Annotated in this window: 15 protein-coding genes and 2 pseudogenes; 11 read left to right on the forward strand and 6 right to left on the reverse strand. The window is 68.6% G+C overall.

The features are described 5' to 3' along the window. Nucleotides 1–30 precede the first annotated feature (30 nt). A complete protein-coding gene (locus AC5JJ2_RS20350) occupies nucleotides 31–771 on the forward strand; it encodes an SDR family NAD(P)-dependent oxidoreductase (RefSeq protein WP_495859863.1) in 741 nt (246 codons plus the stop codon). Between the two features lie 34 nt (nucleotides 772–805). After that, a complete protein-coding gene (locus tag AC5JJ2_RS20355; RefSeq protein WP_495859864.1) occupies nucleotides 806–3,508 on the forward strand; it encodes an MGH1-like glycoside hydrolase domain-containing protein in 2,703 nt (900 codons plus the stop codon). Here the strand turns inward: AC5JJ2_RS20355 and AC5JJ2_RS20360 are convergent. Then, on the reverse strand, nucleotides 3,494–4,027 hold the full coding sequence (locus tag AC5JJ2_RS20360; protein ID WP_495859865.1) for a cupin domain-containing protein: 534 nt from the start codon (nucleotides 4,025–4,027) through the stop codon (nucleotides 3,494–3,496). The two genes, AC5JJ2_RS20355 and AC5JJ2_RS20360, sit on opposite strands and share 15 nt — an antisense overlap. Nucleotides 4,028–4,377: 350 nt before the next feature. Between AC5JJ2_RS20360 and AC5JJ2_RS20365 the strand changes: the two genes are divergently transcribed. After that, complete coding sequence (locus AC5JJ2_RS20365; protein ID WP_495859866.1) at nucleotides 4,378–4,608, forward strand: hypothetical protein; 231 nt, start codon at nucleotides 4,378–4,380, stop codon at nucleotides 4,606–4,608. A 34-nt stretch (nucleotides 4,609–4,642) separates the two neighbouring features. On the opposite strand, the gene AC5JJ2_RS20370 is transcribed toward AC5JJ2_RS20365, so the two are convergent. Continuing rightward, nucleotides 4,643–5,569: a hypothetical protein gene (locus tag AC5JJ2_RS20370; RefSeq protein ID WP_495859867.1), complete on the reverse strand. Its 927-nt coding sequence runs from the start codon at nucleotides 5,567–5,569 to the stop codon at nucleotides 4,643–4,645. Between the two features lie 583 nt (nucleotides 5,570–6,152). On the opposite strand from AC5JJ2_RS20370, the gene AC5JJ2_RS20375 reads away from it, so the two are divergent. Next, nucleotides 6,153–7,037 carry a ParA family protein gene (locus AC5JJ2_RS20375; RefSeq protein WP_495859868.1) on the forward strand — a complete coding sequence of 295 codons (885 nt, stop codon included), beginning with the start codon at nucleotides 6,153–6,155 and terminating at the stop codon, nucleotides 7,035–7,037. Between the two features lie 4 nt (nucleotides 7,038–7,041). On the opposite strand, the gene AC5JJ2_RS20380 is transcribed toward AC5JJ2_RS20375, so the two are convergent. From AC5JJ2_RS20380 to AC5JJ2_RS20395, 4 genes are read right to left on the reverse strand one after another with little or no spacing between them, the layout of a single operon-like run. Further along, the gene (locus AC5JJ2_RS20380) at nucleotides 7,042–8,658 is read right to left on the reverse strand and encodes a response regulator (protein ID WP_495859869.1); all 1,617 of its coding nucleotides are present in this window, start codon (nucleotides 8,656–8,658) and stop codon (nucleotides 7,042–7,044) included. Beyond that, nucleotides 8,655–9,260: a chemotaxis protein CheB gene (locus tag AC5JJ2_RS20385; RefSeq protein ID WP_495859870.1), complete on the reverse strand. Its 606-nt coding sequence runs from the start codon at nucleotides 9,258–9,260 to the stop codon at nucleotides 8,655–8,657. Before AC5JJ2_RS20385 ends, AC5JJ2_RS20380 begins: the two co-directional genes overlap by 4 nt. After that, nucleotides 9,257–10,084, reverse strand: a complete 828-nt coding sequence (locus AC5JJ2_RS20390; RefSeq protein WP_495859871.1) for a CheR family methyltransferase — start codon at nucleotides 10,082–10,084, stop codon at nucleotides 9,257–9,259. The genes AC5JJ2_RS20385 and AC5JJ2_RS20390 overlap by 4 nt, the downstream gene beginning before the upstream one ends. Nucleotides 10,085–10,096: 12 nt before the next feature. Then, entirely contained in the window at nucleotides 10,097–13,552 is a 3,456-nt protein-coding gene (locus AC5JJ2_RS20395) for a response regulator (RefSeq protein ID WP_495859872.1), read from the reverse strand. 721 nt (nucleotides 13,553–14,273) lie between these two features. Between AC5JJ2_RS20395 and AC5JJ2_RS20400 the strand changes: the two genes are divergently transcribed. The 7 genes and pseudogenes from AC5JJ2_RS20400 (at nucleotide 14,274) to AC5JJ2_RS20430 (ending at nucleotide 19,426) form a co-directional block, all read left to right on the forward strand. Next, the gene (locus tag AC5JJ2_RS20400) at nucleotides 14,274–15,668 is read left to right on the forward strand and encodes a vanadium-dependent haloperoxidase (RefSeq protein WP_495859873.1); all 1,395 of its coding nucleotides are present in this window, start codon (nucleotides 14,274–14,276) and stop codon (nucleotides 15,666–15,668) included. Between the two features lie 752 nt (nucleotides 15,669–16,420). Further along, on the forward strand, nucleotides 16,421–16,963 hold the full coding sequence (locus AC5JJ2_RS20405) for an ECF-type sigma factor (protein ID WP_495859874.1): 543 nt from the start codon (nucleotides 16,421–16,423) through the stop codon (nucleotides 16,961–16,963). Between the two features lie 29 nt (nucleotides 16,964–16,992). Next, nucleotides 16,993–17,145 (forward strand): annotated as a pseudogene (locus AC5JJ2_RS20410) (serine/threonine-protein kinase); the annotation flags it as partial. A gap of 34 nt (nucleotides 17,146–17,179) precedes the next feature. Further along, nucleotides 17,180–18,049 (forward strand): protein kinase domain-containing protein, encoded by an 870-nt coding sequence (locus tag AC5JJ2_RS20415; RefSeq protein ID WP_495859875.1) that lies wholly within the window; start codon nucleotides 17,180–17,182, stop codon nucleotides 18,047–18,049. A gap of 210 nt (nucleotides 18,050–18,259) precedes the next feature. Continuing rightward, nucleotides 18,260–18,838 (forward strand): WD40 repeat domain-containing protein, encoded by a 579-nt coding sequence (locus AC5JJ2_RS20420; RefSeq protein ID WP_495859876.1) that lies wholly within the window; start codon nucleotides 18,260–18,262, stop codon nucleotides 18,836–18,838. Continuing rightward, nucleotides 18,828–18,887, forward strand: a pseudogene (locus AC5JJ2_RS20425) (hypothetical protein); the annotation flags it as partial. The gene AC5JJ2_RS20420 and the pseudogene AC5JJ2_RS20425, both read left to right, overlap by 11 nt. 113 nt (nucleotides 18,888–19,000) lie before the next feature. Continuing rightward, nucleotides 19,001–19,426 (forward strand): hypothetical protein, encoded by a 426-nt coding sequence (locus AC5JJ2_RS20430; protein WP_495859877.1) that lies wholly within the window; start codon nucleotides 19,001–19,003, stop codon nucleotides 19,424–19,426. Nucleotides 19,427–19,432 lie beyond the last annotated feature (6 nt).

The following is a 19,432-nucleotide window of genomic DNA, read 5'->3' on the forward strand; positions in this document are numbered from 1 at the left end:
GCCGGCTGTGCCCGGCGAGAGGAGGAACTCATGGCAAAGTTAACGGATAAGGTGGCGCTCGTGACCGGGGCGTCGCGGGGCATCGGGGCGGCCATCGCCCGGCGGCTCGCCGCCGAGGGCGCGAAGGTGGTCGTCAACTACTCGAAAAGCGAGGGGCCGGCGAGCGAGGTGGTGGCGGCGATTAAAGAGGCGGGCGGGGACGCACTCGCGGTCAAGGCCGACGTCAGTAACCCGGACGAGATCCCGGGGCTGTTTTCCGCGGTCAAGAAGGCGTACGGGCGGCTCGACGTCCTCGTGAATAACGCCGGCATCATGGAGCACCTGCCCGTGGAGAAGGTGACGGCCGAGCACATCGACCGGCACTACGCGACCAACGTGCGGGGGCTGCTCCTGTGCATCGTCGAGGGGCTAAAGCTCCTGCCCGACGGCGGCTGCGTCATCAACGTGTCGAGCAACATCACCCGCATGGCGATCCCCGGGACGAGCGTCTACACGTCCACCAAGGGGGCCATCGACATGTTCACCCAGGTGCTCGCGACCGAGCTCGGGCCGCGGGGCATCCGGGTGAACGCAATTAGTCCCGGGGCGACCGACACTGACATGAACCGCGGCATGGGCTCGGCCGAGAAGAAGCAGACGCTCCAGATGACGCCCCTCGGGCGGATGGGGACGGCGGAAGAGATCGCCGACGCGGCCGTGTTCCTCGCGACCGACGACGCCCGCTGGGTGACCGGCGAGCGGCTGGCGGCGAGCGGCGGGCTAAGGGGCTAACCGTCACGTGACAGACGACCGGGAGGAGGCCCCCATGCCGGAGCCGACAGCCGAGGACGTGCGCCTCGCCGAGGACGAGCGGCGCGAGAAGAACTGGAAGCGGTGGGGGCCCTACCTGCCCGAGCGGCAGTGGGGGACCGTCCGCGAAGACTACTCGGAGGGCGGGGACAACTGGCGGTCCTTCCCGTACGAGCACTCGCTCGCGCGGGCGTACCGGTGGGGGGAGGACGGGCTCCTCGGCGTCACCGACCGGGAAGGCCGGCTGTGCTTTGCCCCGACCCTCTGGAACGGGAGAGACCCGCATTTAAAAGAACGCCTTTTCGGCCTCACGAACCCCGAGGGAAACCACTCGGAGGACGTGAAGGAGGTGTACTTCTACCTCGACGCTGTCCCGACGCACTCTTACCTGAAGGCCCTCTACAAGTACCCGCAGCGTGAGTTCCCGTACGCGGACCTCCGCGCTGAGAACAAACGCCGCGGACGGGAAAAGCCCGAATACGAGCTCACCGACACCGGGGCGTTCGACGACGATCGCTACTGGGATGTCATGGTCGAGTACGCGAAGGCGTCGCCCGACGATTTGCTGATCAGGTTCACCGTCGCAAACCGCGGCCCCGATAGCGACACCCTCCATATCCTCCCGACCCTCTGGTTCCGGAACACCTGGGGCTGGGGGTCGGCGTACGAGGAGGGGAAGTGGGCGAAGCCGAAGCTCACGCGTGCAGGCGGCGGGGTGATAGCCGAGCACGAGACGCTCGGGCGCTTTCACCTTTCGGCCGACACGGGGCCGTCGGCCTGGGTGTTCACCGAGAACGAGACGAACCCGGCCGTCGTCGGCGAAGGGCTTCTCGCCAAGGCCGCCCGCGCCGTCGGGCTCGCCGCGGCCGGACCGTTCAAGGACGCCTTCCATCGCTACGTGGTGGACGGGAAGGAAAGCGCCGTCCGAACCGACTCCGGCACGAAGGCGGCTGCGGTCTACACGTTCGAGGTCCCTGCGGGAAGGGAGGTGACGCTCCGGCTGCGGCTGACGGCGGACGGCGAGGCGAAGGCCGCTGCGTTCGAGGATTTCGACCGCGTGTTCGCACACCGCGTGCGGGAGGCGGACGAGTTCTACCGCGAGAAGATTCCCGGTAACCTCGCCGAGACCGAGCGGGCCGTCGCCCGCCAGGCGTATGCGGGGCTTTTGTGGAGTGAACAGTTCTACCACTACGTGGTTCCGGACTGGGTGGACGGGGACAAGGAACACCCGAACCCGCCCGCTGTGAGGGACACCCGCATTAACCGTGATTGGCGGCACCTGTTCAGCCGGGACGTCCTGTCGGTCCCGGACAAGTGGGAGTACCCGGCCTTCTTCGCCTGGGACACGGCCTTTCACATGGTGCCGATGGCGCGGATCGACCCGCACTTTGCGAAGGATCAGCTTCTGCTTTTCCTGCGCGAGTGGTACCTGCACCCGAACGGCCAGCTCCCGGCGTTCGAGTACGACCTGTCAAACGTGAACCCGCCGGTCCATGCCTGGGCGTGCTGGCAGGTGTATGTAGCGGGCGGGAAGAAGGATCTCGATTTCCTCGAGCGGGCGTTCCACAAGCTGCTCATGAACTTCACCTGGTGGGTGAACCGCAAAGACGCGGAAGGCCGGGGCGTGTTCGGGGGCGGGTTCCTCGGCATGGACAACCTGGGCGTCTTCGACCGAAGTAAGGCGCTCCCCGTCGGCGACGCTCTGGAGCAGGCAGACGGCACCGCGTGGATGGGATTTTACTCGACCCAGATGCTCGAGATCGCCTTGGAGCTCGCCCTCCACAAGAAGGCGTACGAGGACGTGGCGAGCAAGTTCTTCGAGCACTTCGTGCAGATCGCAGACGCCCTGAACAACATCGGCGGGGCGGGCCTCTGGGACGAGGAGGACGGGTTCTACTACGACCGCTTGAAGCTCGACGGACGCTCCGTGCCGCTGAAACTCCGCGGGATGATGGGCCTCGTGCCGCTCCTCGCGAACCACATCCTGGAAGAACAGCTCCTCCACCCGAACCTGCCCGAGTTCGAAAAGCGGATGCTCTGGTTCCGAGACAACCGCAAGGACGCGCTCAAGCACGTGACGGCCCTCGAGCGGAAAGGCGAGCCCGGACACCGGCAGATGCTGCTGGCGCTCCCGACCCGGGAAAGGTTACAGCGGGTGCTCGCCTACCTCTTGGACGAGAAGGAGTTCCTGTCGCCCTTCGGCGTGCGGTCCTTGTCGAAGGTGTACGAGAAGGACCCGTACGTGTTCCGGCCCGACGGCCACACGTTCACCGTCCGGTACGTCCCGGGCGACATGGACACGGCCGAGTTCGGCGGGAACTCGAACTGGCGGGGGCCGGTGTGGATGCCGCTCAACTTTTTGCTGATAGAAGCCCTCCGGAAGTACCACCTCTTCTACGGCGACGACTTCACCGTCGAGTGCCCGACCGGGAGCGGCACCAAGAAGACCCTCGACCAGGTGGCCGACGAGCTCGGCCGCCGGCTCGGGGCGCTGTTCCTGCCGGTCGACGGCCGCCCGCGGCCGTGCCACGGGACGTTCGAGAAGTTCAAACACTGCCCGCATTGGAAGGACCACGTCCTCTTCCACGAGTACTTCGACGGGGACACCGGCCGGGGGCTCGGCGCGAGCCACCAGACCGGGTGGACGGCGCTCGTCGCCACCCTCATCGAGGAGTGCGCCGCCCGCCGCCCGGTGCCGAGTCGTTCAGGGGCCGAGTAGCTCGGTCCGGTACCGTGGGGCGAGCGCCTTGGCCTTCGCCACCCGGGCCGCCTTCTCCGCATGGTCGAGTTCGGGCGGCGGGACCGTCCGGCCGTCGACCCGGTCGCCGACCTCGAGGAAGAACTCCTCCTGCCCGGGCGGCGAGCACAAACAAAGCAGCCGTGCCGGCCGGCCGGACGCGTTCCGGAAGGCGTGCGGGGCGTTGGCCGGAACGTGCACGGTGGCCCCGGCCGGGGCGGCTGTCGTCTCGCCGCGGAACGTGAACTCCACCTCGCCCTCGAGCACGGTGAACGACTCCTCGAAGTCGTGCCGGTGCGGGGGCGGGCCGCCGCCCGGCGGGACGTGCATGTCGATGAGCGAGTACCGGCCGCCGGTGTCCTTGCCGGACAGCAGGATCGTGTAGGTGTTTCCGACGAGCCCGACGTGCGGGAGCGTGGTGTCGGCCTCCGGGTCGGCGACCTTGAGGGCGCGACTCGGGTCGTCGGGCGGGATCGGGTGGGTGTTCGGCTCTGTGTTCATCGTAGGTCTCCTCGGCGTAACAATACACACTTGGGCGGCTGTCCGGCGGCTTGTGCTTTCAAGAGACTCGCCCGAGGCACCCACGCTCGCCAGTGCCAGGACGTGTCGCGTGACCCGGAGGAGGGAGCGGCTGGTGCGGAACGGCGTCCCCGGTGTCGGCGAGAAGGTGATGGTTAGGGCTTCCCGTGGAGAGGAGGGCTCACCGGCGCAGGCGGCGAAGCGGAAAGCCCCGAAGCGTCGGAAGGGATGATTGAGCGTAGGCGGCGTTCCGACATCGCATCTCGACCGTTGACAGCCAACTTCCGGCGGATTTAGAGTCTCCTTCGATATCGAAAATCAGTCGAGGGACGGTGACGAGAGACGAGATCACGACCGAGCAAGCGGCGAAAATCGGGGCGGCGATCCGGCCGACCGCGTGTTTTCTCGGGCGGCTCAAGCGACGGCTCGAACACCTAGAGTTCCCACCGACCGACCCCCTTTATCAGATTGTGGTAAAGGCCGAAGACGCCCTCCAGCACCTGTTCATCGAGATGCATTACCTCTCGCTCAAAACCGGAACCGGCCGCCCACCTAGAATGTGACGGTGCTTCGCGGGAGCGGAGTGGCACCGGCGGATCAGCTCTCGACCATATTCAACGCCAGAATCCGATTCTCGGAACCATCGTCATGCGCCCACGTCACCTCGGCGTCGACGATGTGTGGGTCGGCCCACCAAGGCGTCTCCGCCGTTTGATGAGTGAAGCGAGAAACGACTGCTCCCTGGAGCGTCCGCACGTCGAATGTCCCCGGCAATGTGGCATCGGCGACTACAAGTACTTTGTGGCCCGCTTCCAACGTGTCCGGCACCTCCGCGGCGGCCAAGATCTTTAGGTGTGCATTTCGTCGGCTGCGCTCTGATCGTTCGGCACTCCTGTGCCAACTCCGGGCGTTGAGGACTTGGGTTACCACACCCGGCTCAAGTCCCGCTTCGGCAAGCCACTCGGGGGTGACACTGAGGATCCAGCGTGCGACCTCGTCGGGGCGCTCGAAGCCGTGAGGGCAGATGGGAGCGAGCGTTAACGCCAGGGTCCGCTCCTGGTCCAGATAAGGGAGGAGGCACACCGCGACGGGATCGCTCAGACCGTACTTCACCATCCCAGAGAAGAACGAGCAGACCGGAGGGAGCGTCTTTCCCATCTCGCTTTCAAGCGACTTCAAATGCACGAGAATGCTGTTCAGACCCCAGGGGAGGCGGTAGCCGCAGAGATCCTCGATGAGGAGGCTGAGTTCACTCGGGCTGCGGGTGAGTGAGGCCACAGACTCCTCCCGCACCATGTCCGAAGAGCCCATCCCGCTTAGCCACAGGGTCAGGATGGCGGGCCACTCCTCGGGAACTGACGCATCGGGGGACGTGTCACGGACGGTGAACACGAAGGCCGATAGCCTGAGTAGTAGATTCGCTTTCTGCCCGTGGTTCCAATCCCCCCAACTTTCGGCCTCGGCGAACAACGCGAACAAGACGTCTTTCGCCGATTCGATCTGCCGGCAGGCGGAGAGGGTCATTCCGAGAAGGTACATTCGCTGGCGGACAGCCTGGTCGGGATGGGTACGGTGAATGAGCTGTACCCGAGAGTGGAATACGTTTGCGCCTGAAGAGTTCCTTACTCGCCTTCGTGAGATTCGTCGGCACAGCACACACTCCTCGCCACTTTTGAGTGACTCGAAACCCGGACCACGGAAGCCCCAACAGGGGATTCCGCAACGTGAATCGACGTCTGGAGCCCCTGCAGGTCGTCCTGGTGTCCGCAAACAATCCTGGTCGAAAGAAGGTGTGCCCGAAATCCCGGTACTGGAAGGCTCCAAAACGGGGCCGGCAACGAGTGTTCCGGAATTCCGGAGAAGCGGGCGGTCTGTGCTCCGTGTGTCCGGAGTACCGGGACACCAGGCACATTCCGATATGCACGAGTGGTCCGGCATTCCGGAATACCGGGAGACAGCCGTGCGTCATGCGTCACTATCCGGTCTCCCGGAGTACCGGAGCTCAGAAGGAGAATATGCCCCGGTGCATTTTGTGTCTTGCCCGGAACTCCGGTACTCCGGAATACTGGCCCGCGAACGGCTGGTTTTTGTGGGCGACTGTTTGCGTATGCGATTTCGGGAAACTCAGGTCATCGTCTTTGCGAATCAGAAGGGCGGGTGCGGGAAAACGAGCAGCACCATCTCGACCGCCGCGGCGTTCGCGGCCATGGGCTACTCGGTGTGCGTGGTGGACACGGACCCCCAGTGCAACTCGACCGACAACCTCGGCGTCGATCCGGACGAGACGCTAAGGGCGGGGAAGTTCACGCTGGCCGACGCCTACCTCAACAAGGTGCCCGCCGCCCGCATCGCCATCACCCCGGAGAACCGCTTCGACGGGCTCATCTCGGTCATACCGGGACACCGGGCACTCTCGTCGGTCTCGGCCCGGCTCGAGAGTGAGGTGCTCCAACTGATGGCGAGCGATGACAACAGTGACCTGGACGGCGAGGACCTCCGCCGCGAGCACCGGATGCGGCTCCGAAAGTCCGTCGACTCCCTCCGTGGCCAGTTCGACGTGGTCTTGATCGACACCCCGCCGAACCTCGACTTCCTCATGACCTCGGCCTTGATTGCGGCCGACTGGTATATCGTCCCGTGCTTCCCGTCGGGGTATGACTTAAAGGGTTTGGAGACCCTGACCCGCACCATCGAGAAGGTGCGAAAGCAGTACAACCCGAAGCTCAACCTCGCTGGCGTGCTCCTCGGGAACTACGACCGGACGACGTCTCTGGACCGCCAGGTGCACGAGCTCCTCAGGCAGCGGTTCTACGAGGCGAAAGACGAGCTCGACTGCCACACCATCCCCAAGCGCGGGCGGTGGGGGACGCCGACGGCCCGGGCGTACCCCTTGGAGCTCAAGAACGCGTTCCTCCAGGCGCTCCTCAAGAAGTACGCGGAACTCACCGAAAGCCCCACGGGCCTTCAGTACCCGGTCAACAGCGTGGCGTGACGGGTCACGGGCGGGAGGCCGCGATCGTGTCGAGCAGGCCCTCGAGGTGCGCGTGCTCCACGGGCTTCGTCAGGTGGTGGTCGAACCCGGCCTCCCTGGACCGCCGCCGGTCGTCCTCCGTCCCCCAGCCGGTGAGGGCGACGAACACCGCGCCCGAGCAGCACTCGTCCCGGCGCAACGCGCTCGCCACCTCGTACCCGTTCATCCCGGGCAGGCCGATGTCGAGGAAGATCACCTCCGGGCGGAACGCCTTGGCCACCTCGACCGCCTGCGGCCCGGTGTGCGCGACCGCCGTCCGGTGGCCGGTCATCTCGAGGAGCAGGGCGAGGCTGTCGGCCGCGTCCTCGTTGTCGTCGACCACGAGCACCCGCCGGGGCTCTTTGCGCCCGGCGGGCGGGGCGGTGCCCCCGCCCCCGGCGGCCGGTGCCACCGCCCCGGCCGGGTCGGCGGCGAGCGGGAGCCGGACGGTGAACGTGCTCCCGAGCCCCTGGCCGTCGCTTTCGGCCGCGACCGTGCCCCCGTGCATCTCGACCAGACGCTTCACGAGCGCCAGCCCGATCCCGAGCCCCCCCTGGGATCGCTCGAGGTGCTTGCCGACCTGGGTGAAGAGGTCAAAGACCTTAGGCAGCATGTCGGCCGGGATGCCGATCCCGGAGTCGGTGACCCGCACGACCGCCCAGCCCCCTTCGCGGGCCGCGGCCACGGCGATGCGGCCGTCGTCCGGGGTGTACTTGGCGGCGTTGGTGAGCAGGTTCGCCACCACCTGGGCCACCCGCGTCGGGTCGGCGTGCAGGGGCAGCGGGCCGTCCGGGAGCACGACCGCGAGCTCGTGGCGGCCGGCCTCGACCAGCGGCCGGCTCGTCTCGACCGCCGCCTCGACCGCCGCGCGGAGGTCGACCGGCTCGAGCCTGAGGCGGACCTTCCCGCTCGTCACCCGCGAGATGTCGAGCAGGTCGTCGACCAGCCGTACCAGGTGCCCGAGCTGCCGCCCCATCATGTCCCGGGCCTTCGCCACGGCGTCCGGGGACGCCGCGAGCCGCAAGACCTGAAGGCCGTTGGCGATCGGCGCGAGCGGGTTCCGGAGCTCGTGGGCGAGGGTGGCGAGGAACTCGTCCTTCCGCCGGTCCGCCTCCCGGAGCGCCTCCGCCGTGCGGCGGGTCTCCGCGAGGAGCCGGGCGTTCTCGGCGGTCGCGGCCTCGAGCTCGTCCCGCTGGCGGGCCACCGCCTGCCGCTCCCGCCACAGCTCGAAGAACACGTCGGCCTTGCTCCGGAGGACGTGCGGCTCGATGGGCTTCGTCAGGAAGTCGACCGCCCCGGCCTCGTAGCCCCGGAACCGCCGCTGGCGGTCGGGCTCGGCGGCCGTGAGGAAAATGATCGGCACCCGCCGGGTCCGCTCGGTCCCCCGCATGAGCTCGGCCAGCTCGAACCCGTCCATCCCCGGCATCTGCACGTCGACGAGGGCGAGCGCCACCTCGTGCGCGAGCAGCAGTTCCAGGGCCTCCGGCCCGGAGCCGGCCCGGAGGAGGACGAGCCCGTCCCGGCGGAGCAGGGCGTCGAGCGCCGTGAGGTTCCCCTCCCGGTCGTCGACGAGCAGGAACTTGACCGCCGGCGCGTCGCTCATCTGGTCCCCCCGTGCCGGACGAGCCGCGCCGCGATCGCCCCGAGTGACAGCACCTCGGCGGCCGGGCAGGCGGCGAGTGCCGCCCCCGGCATGGTGCCGGAGTGCGCGGTGCGGGGGTCCTGGACGAGGGCCGTCCCGCCGGCCGCGCAGACGGCCCGGAGCCCCTTCGCCCCGTCCGCGCTCGCCCCGGTGAGGACCACCGCGACGAGGGCCTCGCCGTGGGCGTCGGCCGCCGACTCGAACAGCACGTCGATGGACGGGCGGGAGTAGAGGACCGGCTCCTCGCTCGACAGCGACAGCCGCCCGTCCGGCTCGACCAGGAGGTGGTAGTCGGGGGGCGCGAAGTACACCGTGCCGGCGGCGGCCGGCTCCTTGTCCTCGGCCTCCTTCACGGCGACCCGGCACCGGCCCCGGAACAGGTCCGCCATCCCGCTCTTGCGGTCGGGCGGGAGGTGGACGACGACCATGACCGGGAGCGGGAAGTCGCCGCCGAGGGCCGGGAGGATCTCGGACAGGGCGTCGACCGCCCCGGCCGAGGCCCCGATGACGACCGGCCCGCGGGGCGGGGCGCCGGACTCTGTGGGTGCGGGCGCGGCCGTCATACCTCCCCCCGCTTCTGGTAAATCCGCTCGTCCCGGGCGAACTCGGAGAAGGCCGCGGCGTGCGCCGAGAACCGGAGGCTCTCCTTGGCCCCGAGGCCGAGAAACCCCTTGCGGACCAGCGCATCTTTGAACAGCCCGACCGCCCGGTCCTGGAGCTCCCGGTCGAAGTAGATGAGCACGTTCCGGCACGACACGAGCTGCACCTCGGCGAACACCTGGTCGGTCACGAGGCTGTGGTCGGAGAACACGGCCCGCCGCCGGAGCGTCTTGTCGAAGACCGCCGCCCCGTAGGCCGCGGTGTAGTAGTCCGACAGCGACGACTTCCCGCCCGCCTTCCGGTGGTTCTCGGTGAAGAGCGGCACCCGGTCGGCCTCGTACACCCCGGCCTCCGCCTTCTTGAGCGCCTCGGTGTTGATGTCGGTCCCGTAGAAGAGCGTCCGGTCCTCGAGCCCCTCCTCCCGGAACAGGATGGCGAGGGAGTAGAGCTCCTCGCCCGCGCTGCAGCCGGCGACCCACACCTTGAGCGACGGGTAGGTCTTGAGGTGCGGCACCACCTTTTCCCGGAGGGCGAGAAAGTAGGCCGGGTCCCGGAACAGTTCGCTCACCTGGACGGTGAGGTAGGCGAGCAGCTCCCGGAACACCGCGGGCTCGTGGAGCACCCGGTCCTGGAGCTGGGAGAAGCTCCGGCAGTCGAACCGGTCCTTCGCCTGCCCGAGCCGCCGCTTCAGGGACGCCACCGAGTACCCGCGGAAGTCGTAGTGGTACGCCCCGAGGATGGCGTCGAGGAGGAGCCTCATCTCGATGTCGTCGGTCTTCCCCCGCACTTCGCCCTCCCCCTACCTCGGCATCCACACGCGGACGAGGGAGAGCAGCTTCTCCACGTCCAGGGGCTTTGCCATGTAGTCGTTCGCCCCGGCCGCGAGGCACTGCCCCTGGTCGTCCCGCATCGCCTTGGCCGTGAGCGCGATGACCGGGAGCTTTTTCCACGCGTCCCGTGTTCGGATCTCGCGGATGGCGGTGAGCCCGTCCATCTCGGGCATCATGATGTCCATGAGCACGAGGTCGATTTTAGCGGCCGGGTCGGCCAGGGACCGCTCGAGGGCGGCCAGGGCCTCCTTGCCGTTCCGGGCGATCTCGACCCGGGCCCCGCGGGGCTCGAGGATGCTGGTCAGCGCGAACACGTTCCGCACGTCGTCCTCGGCGACGAGGATCCGCCGGCCCTCGAGCGCCGCGTCCCGGCTCCGGGCCCGCTCCAGCATCTTCTGCCGGTCGGGCGAGAGCTCCGACACCACCTGGTGGAGGAAGAGGGTCACCTCGTCCAGCAGCCGCTCCGGGGACTTCGCCCCCTTGATGATGATCGACTTCGAGTACTTCCGGAGCCGCTGCTCCTCGTCGGCCGAGAGCTCCTTGCCGGTGTAGACGATGACCGGCGGGAACGAGTACGCGTCCTCCCGGCTGAGCGTCTCGAGCAGCGAGTACCCCGAGGCGTCCGGGAGCGAGAGGTCGAGCACCATGCAGTCGAACGTCCCGGCTTTCAGCCGCTCCAGGCACTCGGCCGCGGTCGCCGCCCCGACCGTCTCGACGTCGCCGGCCGCGAGGAGTTTTTTCACGCTCTCCCGCTGGACCGGGTCGTCCTCCACGACGAGCACCCGCCGGAGCCGCTGCTCGAGCCGGGTCTCGAGCCGCTGAAGGGCGGACACGAGTTGCTCGCGCTTCACCGGTTTAATCATGTACCCGACCGCCCCGAGCGCGTACGCGGTCTCCGAGTAGTCGTGCCCCGAGACGACGTGGACCGGGATGTGGCGGGTGCGAGCGTCGTGCTTCAGCCGGTCGAGGACCGAGAGCCCCGAGTGGTCGGGGAGCCCGACGTCGAGCACGACGGCGCTCGGCCGGTGCTGGGCGGCCACCGCGAGCGCCTCCTCGGCGGTCGTGGCCACCAGGCACTGGAACCCGAGCTCCTTCACGAGGTCGTACACGACTCGGGCGAACGGCTCGTCGTCCTCGACCACGAGGATCGCCCGCCGGTCGCCGGTGAGCGTCTCCCGGTCGTCCGGGACCCGCCGCTGCCGGGGGGCGGGGGGCGCGGGGTCCGCCCGCCGGGACGCGGACCGGGCGGGGGTAGGTGGCGAGGAAACGGAGCCGCCCGTCGTACCCGCCTCGGCCCGCGGCCGCACCTTGGCCGGGTCGTAGGCCGCGGGGAGGGTGACCGTGAAGGTGCTCCCGCTGCCCGGCGCGCTCACGAGGGCGATCGTCCCGCCCAGGAGCCGCGCGAGCTCCCGGGAGATGGAGAGCCCGAGGCCGGTGCCCCCGTACTTCCTGTTGGTCGTCCCGTCCGCCTGCCGGAACGCCTCGAACACCATCTCCTGCTGGCCCGGGGCGATCCCGATGCCGGTGTCCCGGACCGCGAACGCGACGCCGCCCCCGGGGGCCGGGCCGACCGCGAGCTCGACCTCGCCGGCCTCGGTGAACTTCATGGCGTTCGAGAGGAGGTTCTTGAGGACCTGTTCGGCCCGCTGCCGGTCGGTCTCGATTGCGTCCGGGCAGCCCGGGAGGAGCCGGGCCGTGAAGGCGAGCGACTTCTGCCCGGCGACCGGCTCGAAGACGCGGGCGAGGTCGTCCACGAGCTGGGCGAGCCGCACCGGCTCGGGGCGGACCTCCATGTGCCCGGCCTCGATCTTGGAGAGGTCCAGGATGTCGTTGATGAGGTTCAGGAGGTCGTTCCCGGCCGACTGAATGGTCTCGGCGTACCGGACCTGCTCGTCGGTCAGGTTCCCGCCCGGGTTGTCGGCGAGGAGCTTCGCGAGGATGAGCGACGAGTTGAGCGGGGTCCGGAGCTCGTGGGACATGTTGGCCAGGAAGTCCGACTTGTACCGGCTCGCCCGCCCGAGTTCGTCGGCCTGGATCTGGAGCGCCGTCTTGGCGCGGGTCACCGCGTCCCGCTCGGCCTCGAGAAGCTGGGTCTGCTCCTCAAGGTGCGCGTTCGTCTGCTCAAGTTCGGCCTGCTGCTGTTCGAGCCGGGCCTGCGACTCCCGGAGCGCGCGGCCCTGCTCCTCGAGCTCCTCGTTCGACACCCGGAGCTCCTCCTGCTGCGCCTGGAGCTCCTCGGCCTGCCGCTGCGTCTCTTCGAGGAGGTTCTGGAGGTTCGCCCGGTAGGTGGCCGAGCGGAGGGCGACCCCGACGAACTCGGCCGACTGGTCGAGGAGTTCGTTCGTAAGTTCTCCGACCGGGTGCACTAACCCGAGTTCCAGGACGCCGGTCACCGCCCCGTCGGCCGTGACCGGCGCGACGACCAGGTGCCGGGGGTTCCCACGGCCGAGGGCCGATCCCACTGTGAGGTAGCCGTCCGGCACGTCGCGGACGACGAACGTGCGTTTGTCCTTGACCGCCTGGCCGAGGAGCCCGTCGCCGGCAACGAACCGCTCCGGGGCGCCGCCGTCGGCGGGCACCCCGTAGGTCGACACCCGCCGGTATCCCCCCCCGTCTTGCGCGTAGAACGCCCCGGCCTGGGCGTCGAGGTACTCGGCCAGAAACTTGAGGGCCCCGTCCCCGACCTCCTCCACCCGCCGGTCGCCGGCGACCGCCCCCGAGAGGCCCACCTTCCCGGACTGGAGCCACTCCTGCCGCGCCTGGGCCAGCATATTCCTCCGCACGAGGTACCCGACCAGCCCTGACAGGGCGACCCCGAGCAGGCCCGTCAGCAGGCCGCTCCCCACCGCGACCCGGTAGGCCGACCGCGTCTCGGCGAGTCGATTCGCGCGGACCGACCGCTCCGTCCCCTCCATCGCCTCGACCTCGGCGCGGATGGCGTCCATCGCCGCCTTCCCGCGGTCGGTCGCGACGATGGCCCGGGCCGGCTCGAACCCCTGGTCCCTTCGGGCGGCGACGACCGCGGCGAGCTGCTCGCGGCGGACCGCGACCTTCTCCCGCAGCGCCGGGAGCCGGGCCTGGTGGTCGGGGTTGTCGGCGGTGAGCCGCCCGAGCTCCTCGAGCCGGGCGTCGATCCGGGACAGGGCCGCGGTGTAGGGGTCGAGGTATTTCGGGTCCCCGGTGATGACGTACCCCCGCTGCCCGGTCTCGGCGTCCCGGACGAGCGCGAGCACGTCGTCGAGCGCCGTGAGCACGTCGTGCGTCCGGGTCGTGAGCAGCACGTTGCCCATGAGGGTCGCCGTGTTGAGGTAGGCCACGACCCCGCCGGCGACGAAGAAGAGGACCACCGCCAGGAGGCCGACGGTGAGCGAGGCGGGGAACCCGGCGGCGGCCGGGCGGCTGTGGTTGGTCGGCTGGTCGGTCATCGCTCCTCGTCCGGTAAGCCCGCGCGGTCGGTCGCCGGGAATGGGGACGTCCGACCGCCCCGCACGGGCGTGCGGCCGCACGTTGCCACACGTGACCGACCTCGGGAAGGAGGCGGGCGGAAATGGCCGCGGGGCGGGGGGACCCCATGACGTAAGTCATACACACGCGCCCGACCCACGGCCAAAGGGCGACCGCCTCGGTTTGCCGTCCCCATTTGAACCGACGGAACGGGGCTCGTCGAAGCGAAGGGCGGGCCGCGGATTCACCCGCCGGCCCGCGGGAAAACTTGCTGCCTGGCCGGAACGGACGGGCGGGGGGAGCGCACCAGGCTGTGCACGCCGGTTCGAGTCGCTCGTGAGGGGGATCGCGCCTCCAAGCCCTTAAATACTAGGGTGAGGTGAGTGGACGCCGGACGGGTTCCGCTTCCGGTCGACAGCGCCGCGTTGAACCACGGTGGCTCGGTGCGAACCGGTACAGGTGCGGGCGACACGCCAATAAGACCCTGGTCAACGCAATCGGACCAGATTGCTTCGCCCGAGCCCGAGGCTGTGGGGGCCGCGCACCGCGCCTAGCGGCGCTATCGTGGTCCGAGCACCACCGCCTCTCAAGGGATCCCGGGTAGTCGGCACCGGTTTTTCGTCTTTCCGGACGACCGTGTTGATCTGACAGGGTATGATCGTGCCTCACGGACCCGCCCCCCGAGTACCCGGAGCTACCCCGATGTCCGACGCCACTTCGCCCGACTTCCGGGTCTGGGGGACGCCCTTCCAATCGCCCATGCTACAACCGCCCGGCGTAGACCCGGCGGCCCCGTCCGACCCGATCCTCGACTGGAACCGGGTCGCCCTCGACGCCGCCCTGATCGACTCCCTCCAGCCGTTCAACAATGGCACCGGCTCGGACCAGAGCGGGCCGACCCGCGTCTCCCGGGCGCTGGCCATCGTCCACATCGCGATGAGCGACGCGTTCGTCGGGATCGAAGGCGGCTACCAACCCTTCCCGGTCATGGACGGGTCCACCAGCGTTCCGCCCGCCGCCGCCCCGTCCGGGGCGGACACGCGGCTCGCGGTCGCGTCCGCGGCCCACTTCGCGCTGGTCGATCTGTTCGGGCTCCAGGAGGCACGGCTCGACAACCTGTTCGACATCTACACCGACCAGGCCCCGGCCACCGCCCCGTCGGTCGTCTACGGCCGGGCCGCCGCCCGCCGCATCCTCGACGCCCGGGAGGACGACGGCTCGGTGTCGTCCGCCGTCTACACCCCGACCCCGGGGGCCGGGAACTGGCGGCCGGACCCGCTCGACCCGATGCAGCGGGCCCTCGACCCGCACTGGGGCGGGGTCGACCGGTTCGTGGTGACCGACTCCGAGCGGGACCGCATCCGCCCGCCCGCCCCGCCGGCACTCGAGACGCCCGCCTACGCCGAAGCGGTCAACGAGGTCCGCCGGCTCGGCGAGCTGAACTCCGAGCCGGAGGTGATCACCGGCCGCCGGGACAAGCCCGCGCGGACGCCGGACCAGACCCGGTCGGGGGTGTTCTGGTCCTACGACTCGGGGCTCGGCACCCCGGTCCGGCTCTACAACCAGAACGTCCGGACCGTCGCGAAGCTCATGGGGAACACGGTCGCCGAGAACGCCCGGCTGTTCGCCCTGGTGAACGTCGCGCTGGCCGACGCCGGCATCGTCTGCTGGGAGGCCAAGTACGAGCACGAGCTGTGGCGGCCGATCCACGCCGTCCGGGAGGTGGAAGACGACGGGAACGACGACACCGACGCGGAGCCGGGCTGGACGCCCTACGGCAAGCCGCCGCCGTACGCGGTCAAGCCGCACTGCTCGCCGCCGTTCCCGGCGTACGTGTCCGGCCACGCCACGTTCGGGGCGGCGGCGTTCCAGACGCTCATCCGGTTCTACGGGACCGACGAGTGCTTCTTCACGCTGACCTCGGACGAGATCCCCGGGCACGCCCGGTTCTACCAGCGGTTCTCGGACGCCATCGCGGAGAACGGGCGGAGCCGCATCTACCTCGGCGTGCACTTCGACTTCGACGACTTCCGGGGCCAGGAGCTGGGCCGTGAGGTCGGAAACTTCGTGTACGCGAACGCCTTCCGCCCGAGCTGAGAGGGGGAGTACCCGCAGGTCTTTCCGAGTGGGGCGGCGAGGCCGGCGGCCTTGTGGGTCGGGTCATGCACCACTTCGTGCACCAAAAACCATCTGACCTGGGCGGATTGGTGCACTGTGTGTAATCTGTGGAAGGTCTGAAGTGGCGTGTTTCCTGGGGTTTTCCGACTTTTCTACGCTCCGCACTCTTTGTTCGGGACCAAGAGGTCGCAGGTTCGAATCCTGTCAGCCCGACTGTAAACCCCATTTCCTGCAAGCAGCTGTGGCTAGTAAATCCTTCGCCTCCACATTTTGTGTTGCAGCAACTTCCCTTTCCGCTTCGCTTTTGCTGAAACCCGACCATCCGCGACCGGACGCTCTCGACTCCGTTCACGGTAACCCGGCCTCCCGTCCGTCCGAAGACCAGACACCGTAACTACTCCTCGCCAAGTGTGTTTTGGATACCGAGGACGCCCGCTCGTGGTGAATTACTTTCGGTTCGCGACGCACGGCCGCCGCACGTCCCGGCGGAGGCCGCTTAGCACGCCCGTTGGACTACATGTACGTTGCGATTATCAGGGGCAGCCCGGATGAAGTACGGCTCCTCGGCCAGAACCGCCCGGCGCGTCACTACGGACCGCGTCTCGTCTTTCGACAACCAGCCGGTCTCGGGGATACGCTCCCGTCTCCGGCGGGAGTACACGTCGGCATGTCGGACGACGCCTGTTTGCCCGCCCGACTCTTTGCGTGTAGACTCGCCGATGGTGACCGACGTGACGCGACTCCTTGAAGCAGCAAACCGCGGCGACGGTCAGGCCGCCGCGGACCTACTGCCGCTCGTCTACGAGGAGTTGCGGAAGCTCGCCGCCGCGCGGATGGCGCGGGAGAAGCCCGGCCAGACGCTCGACTCCACGGCCCTCGTCCACGAAGCCTACCTCCGCCTCATACGGGATCAGCGGTTCGACCACCGCGGGCACTTCTTCTTCGCCGCCGCCGAGGCCATGCGCCGCATCCTGGTCGATCGCGCGCGGGCACGGTTGGCCTTGAAGCGCGGCGGCGACTCGCAGCGGGTGCCCGTCGAACTCGACTCGCTGGCCTGCCGCTTCTCGGACGACGAGTTGATCGGTACGGATAGCGCCCTCGACGCCTTGGCCGCCGAAGACGCGGACGCCGCCGAACTGGTCCGGTTGCACGTGTTCGCCGGGCTGTCGGTCGGCGAGGCCGGAAGCGTTCTACGCCTGTCCCGCTCAGCAGCCTACCGCCAGTGGGACTACGCCCGGGCTTGGCTCCGCAACGCCCTCGGCCGGGTGGAGTAAATTCCCTGGGACGATTCCGGCTCCGAGTGATGGAATTGATCAAGGGCATGCCGATCACAGAGTATTGCGACAAGGCGAAGCTGACCCCCCGCGAACGGCTGGAACTGTTCGTGCCCGTCTGCCACGCCGTCCAGCACGCCCACCTGAAGGGGGTAATCCACCGCGACCTGAAGCCGAGCAACATCCTGGTCGGGCGGTACGACGGCCGGCCGGCCGGTGCCGAAGGTCATCGACTTCGGCGTCGCAAAGGCGACCGGCCAGCGGCTGAGCGAGGCGTCGGTGTACACCGAGGTCGGGTCGGTCATCGGCACCCTCGAGTACATGAGCCCCGAGCAGGCGGAACTGAACAACCTGGACATCGACACCCGGTCGGACGTGTACGCACTGGGGGTGATCCTCTACCAGTTGCTGACCGGCACGGTGCCGTTCACCCGGCAGGAACTCCAGTCCCACGGGTTCGCGGAGATGCTGCGGATCATCAAGGAGAAGGAGCCGCCCCGGCCGAGCAACCGGCTGTCCACGTCACACGAGCTGCCGCTGGTCGCCGACCTACGGCGGACCGAGCCGTCGAAACTGTCCAAGCTCGTCCGCGGGGAACTGGACTGGATCGTGATGAAGGCGCTGGAGAAAGACCGCACCCGCCGGTACGAGACGGCGAACGGGTTCGCCGCCGACGTGCAGCGGTACCTGTCCGGCGAACCGGTGCAGGCCGTTCCGCCGAGCGTGGGGTACCGGCTGGCGAAGGCGTACCGCAAGAACAGGGCGGCGGAGTGCGTGGGGTGCGCGTTCGCCCTGTTGATGGCCGTCGGCGCGGCGGTGGCATCGCTGCTGGCGGTGCGGGCGACTTTCGCCGAGCGGGTGGCGGCACACGACCGGGACGCCGCCCTGATTGCCGGAAAGGAGGCGGCCGACCAGCGGGACTCGGCGAACACCGCCCTCGCCGCCAAACAGCAGGAGATCCTCCGGCTGGACTACTCGGTGTGGATGCGGCAGGCGACTACGGCCTGGAAGGAGAACCGGTTCAGCACGACACGCGCCCTGCTCGACAAAACCCGGCCGGAACTCCGCGGCTGGGAGTGGCACTAACTGAACCGCCTGTGCCGGCCCGGCGAACGGGTCAAGCTCACCGGGTCGCACGAGCGGATGGAACACGCTTCATACAGCCCGGACGGCCGCTGGATTGCCACGGCCGGCGCGACCGACGTCAAGACCCCCGACCCGAGCGGGTCCGGATTCCGGTGGTCCACGTCCGGGTGCGTCCAGATCTGGGACGCCGCAACACACAAGTCGTTCACCTTGTGCGACGACGTGCCGGGGTTGCAGAGAGCCAATTTCAGCCCCGATAGCCGCCGCGTGCTCGTCGTTCTGAACGATCGCATCACGATTTGGGATCGGGAGACCCGCACGCCGGTACGACACATCCCCGTCGGCAAGGGCCGGTTCCCGTGGGGGGCGTTCAGCCCCGACGGCAAACGGATCGTGACCGCGACCAGCACGTGGAGGATCAAGATCGACGAGCAGTCGGTCGGGGAACTCGCCGTCTGGAACGCGGAAACCGGGGAGCAGGTCTGGTCGCAGACCCATAACGGCGTGGATTTCTCTCAGGTCTGCTTCGATCCTACCGGCCGCTGGGTGTTCGTATCACTCTGGAAGGCCGAGAAAGTCGATCCCGACAGCGAGCGAGTCCCCTACACGTACGCCGTGAAAATCTTCGACGCCGAGATTCAGGCCGAGGTGAGCGCGAAACCCCTTCGCGGAAGCGACCCGTGCGATCCTCCTCAACCCGAACGGGACACGTCTGCTCACGTCCTCCATTGGCGGCTCGGTGAGCGTGTGGAAGGTCCGCTCGGAGAGCAGTCGGCCGGTGATCGGTGACACCCCGGTCACCCTCGTGGGGCACGGACCGGGAGTCGTCGTCTACGCGTTCAGCCCGGACGGCACCCGCGTCGTGACGGCCGGGAGTGACAAAGCGGCCCGAGTCTGGGATCCGGAAACCGGGAGCCTCCTCCGGGTTCTCCTGGGGCACGAAGGGAGGGTGTGGGGCGTGGGTTCAGCCCCGACGGCAAGCAGATCGTCACGGCCGGCGACGACCGCACGGTTCGGATCTGGGACACTCAGGAGCCCGCCCGGCCGCCGGCCATTGAGGAGCGAGCCCGCGTGCTGCGGGCGATGGTCAACCGAACGGGCGACCGCGTACTGACCACCACCTTCGAGCGCACGGCGGTCTGGGACACCCGACCGGCAAGCGGCTCCCGTACCAACTGGCCGGGTTCCATCACGTTTTCTCCCCGGACGGCCGCAGCATCGCGTGTGTCCTCCTCAAGACCGACGATCCGGAGCAGCACACGAACACCGTCGGGCTGTTCAACGCTGACACGGGCGAGTTGGTCCGCAAGTTCCAGATCGACGCGGCCGCCGCCTATCGACCGGAGTTCAATGCCGATGGCGGACGACTCCTGGTGAGGGGTC

It is taken from the genome of Limnoglobus sp. (genome assembly GCF_059499385.1).

Excerpts from the sequence above, each read along its gene's own strand:
- AC5JJ2_RS20350 (WP_495859863.1), top strand. The coding sequence starts at position 31 with ATGGCAAAGTTAACGGATAAGGTGGCGCTCGTGACCGGGGCGTCGCGG.
- AC5JJ2_RS20355 (WP_495859864.1), top strand. The coding sequence starts at position 806 with ATGCCGGAGCCGACAGCCGAGGACGTGCGCCTCGCCGAGGACGAGCGG.
- AC5JJ2_RS20360 (WP_495859865.1), bottom strand. The coding sequence starts at position 4,027 with ATGAACACAGAGCCGAACACCCACCCGATCCCGCCCGACGACCCGAGT.
- AC5JJ2_RS20370 (WP_495859867.1), bottom strand. The coding sequence starts at position 5,569 with ATGACCCTCTCCGCCTGCCGGCAGATCGAATCGGCGAAAGACGTCTTG.
- AC5JJ2_RS20375 (WP_495859868.1), top strand. The coding sequence starts at position 6,153 with ATGCGATTTCGGGAAACTCAGGTCATCGTCTTTGCGAATCAGAAGGGC.
- AC5JJ2_RS20380 (WP_495859869.1), bottom strand. The coding sequence starts at position 8,658 with ATGAGCGACGCGCCGGCGGTCAAGTTCCTGCTCGTCGACGACCGGGAG.
- AC5JJ2_RS20385 (WP_495859870.1), bottom strand. The coding sequence starts at position 9,260 with ATGACGGCCGCGCCCGCACCCACAGAGTCCGGCGCCCCGCCCCGCGGG.
- AC5JJ2_RS20395 (WP_495859872.1), bottom strand. The coding sequence starts at position 13,552 with ATGACCGACCAGCCGACCAACCACAGCCGCCCGGCCGCCGCCGGGTTC.
- AC5JJ2_RS20400 (WP_495859873.1), top strand. The coding sequence starts at position 14,274 with ATGTCCGACGCCACTTCGCCCGACTTCCGGGTCTGGGGGACGCCCTTC.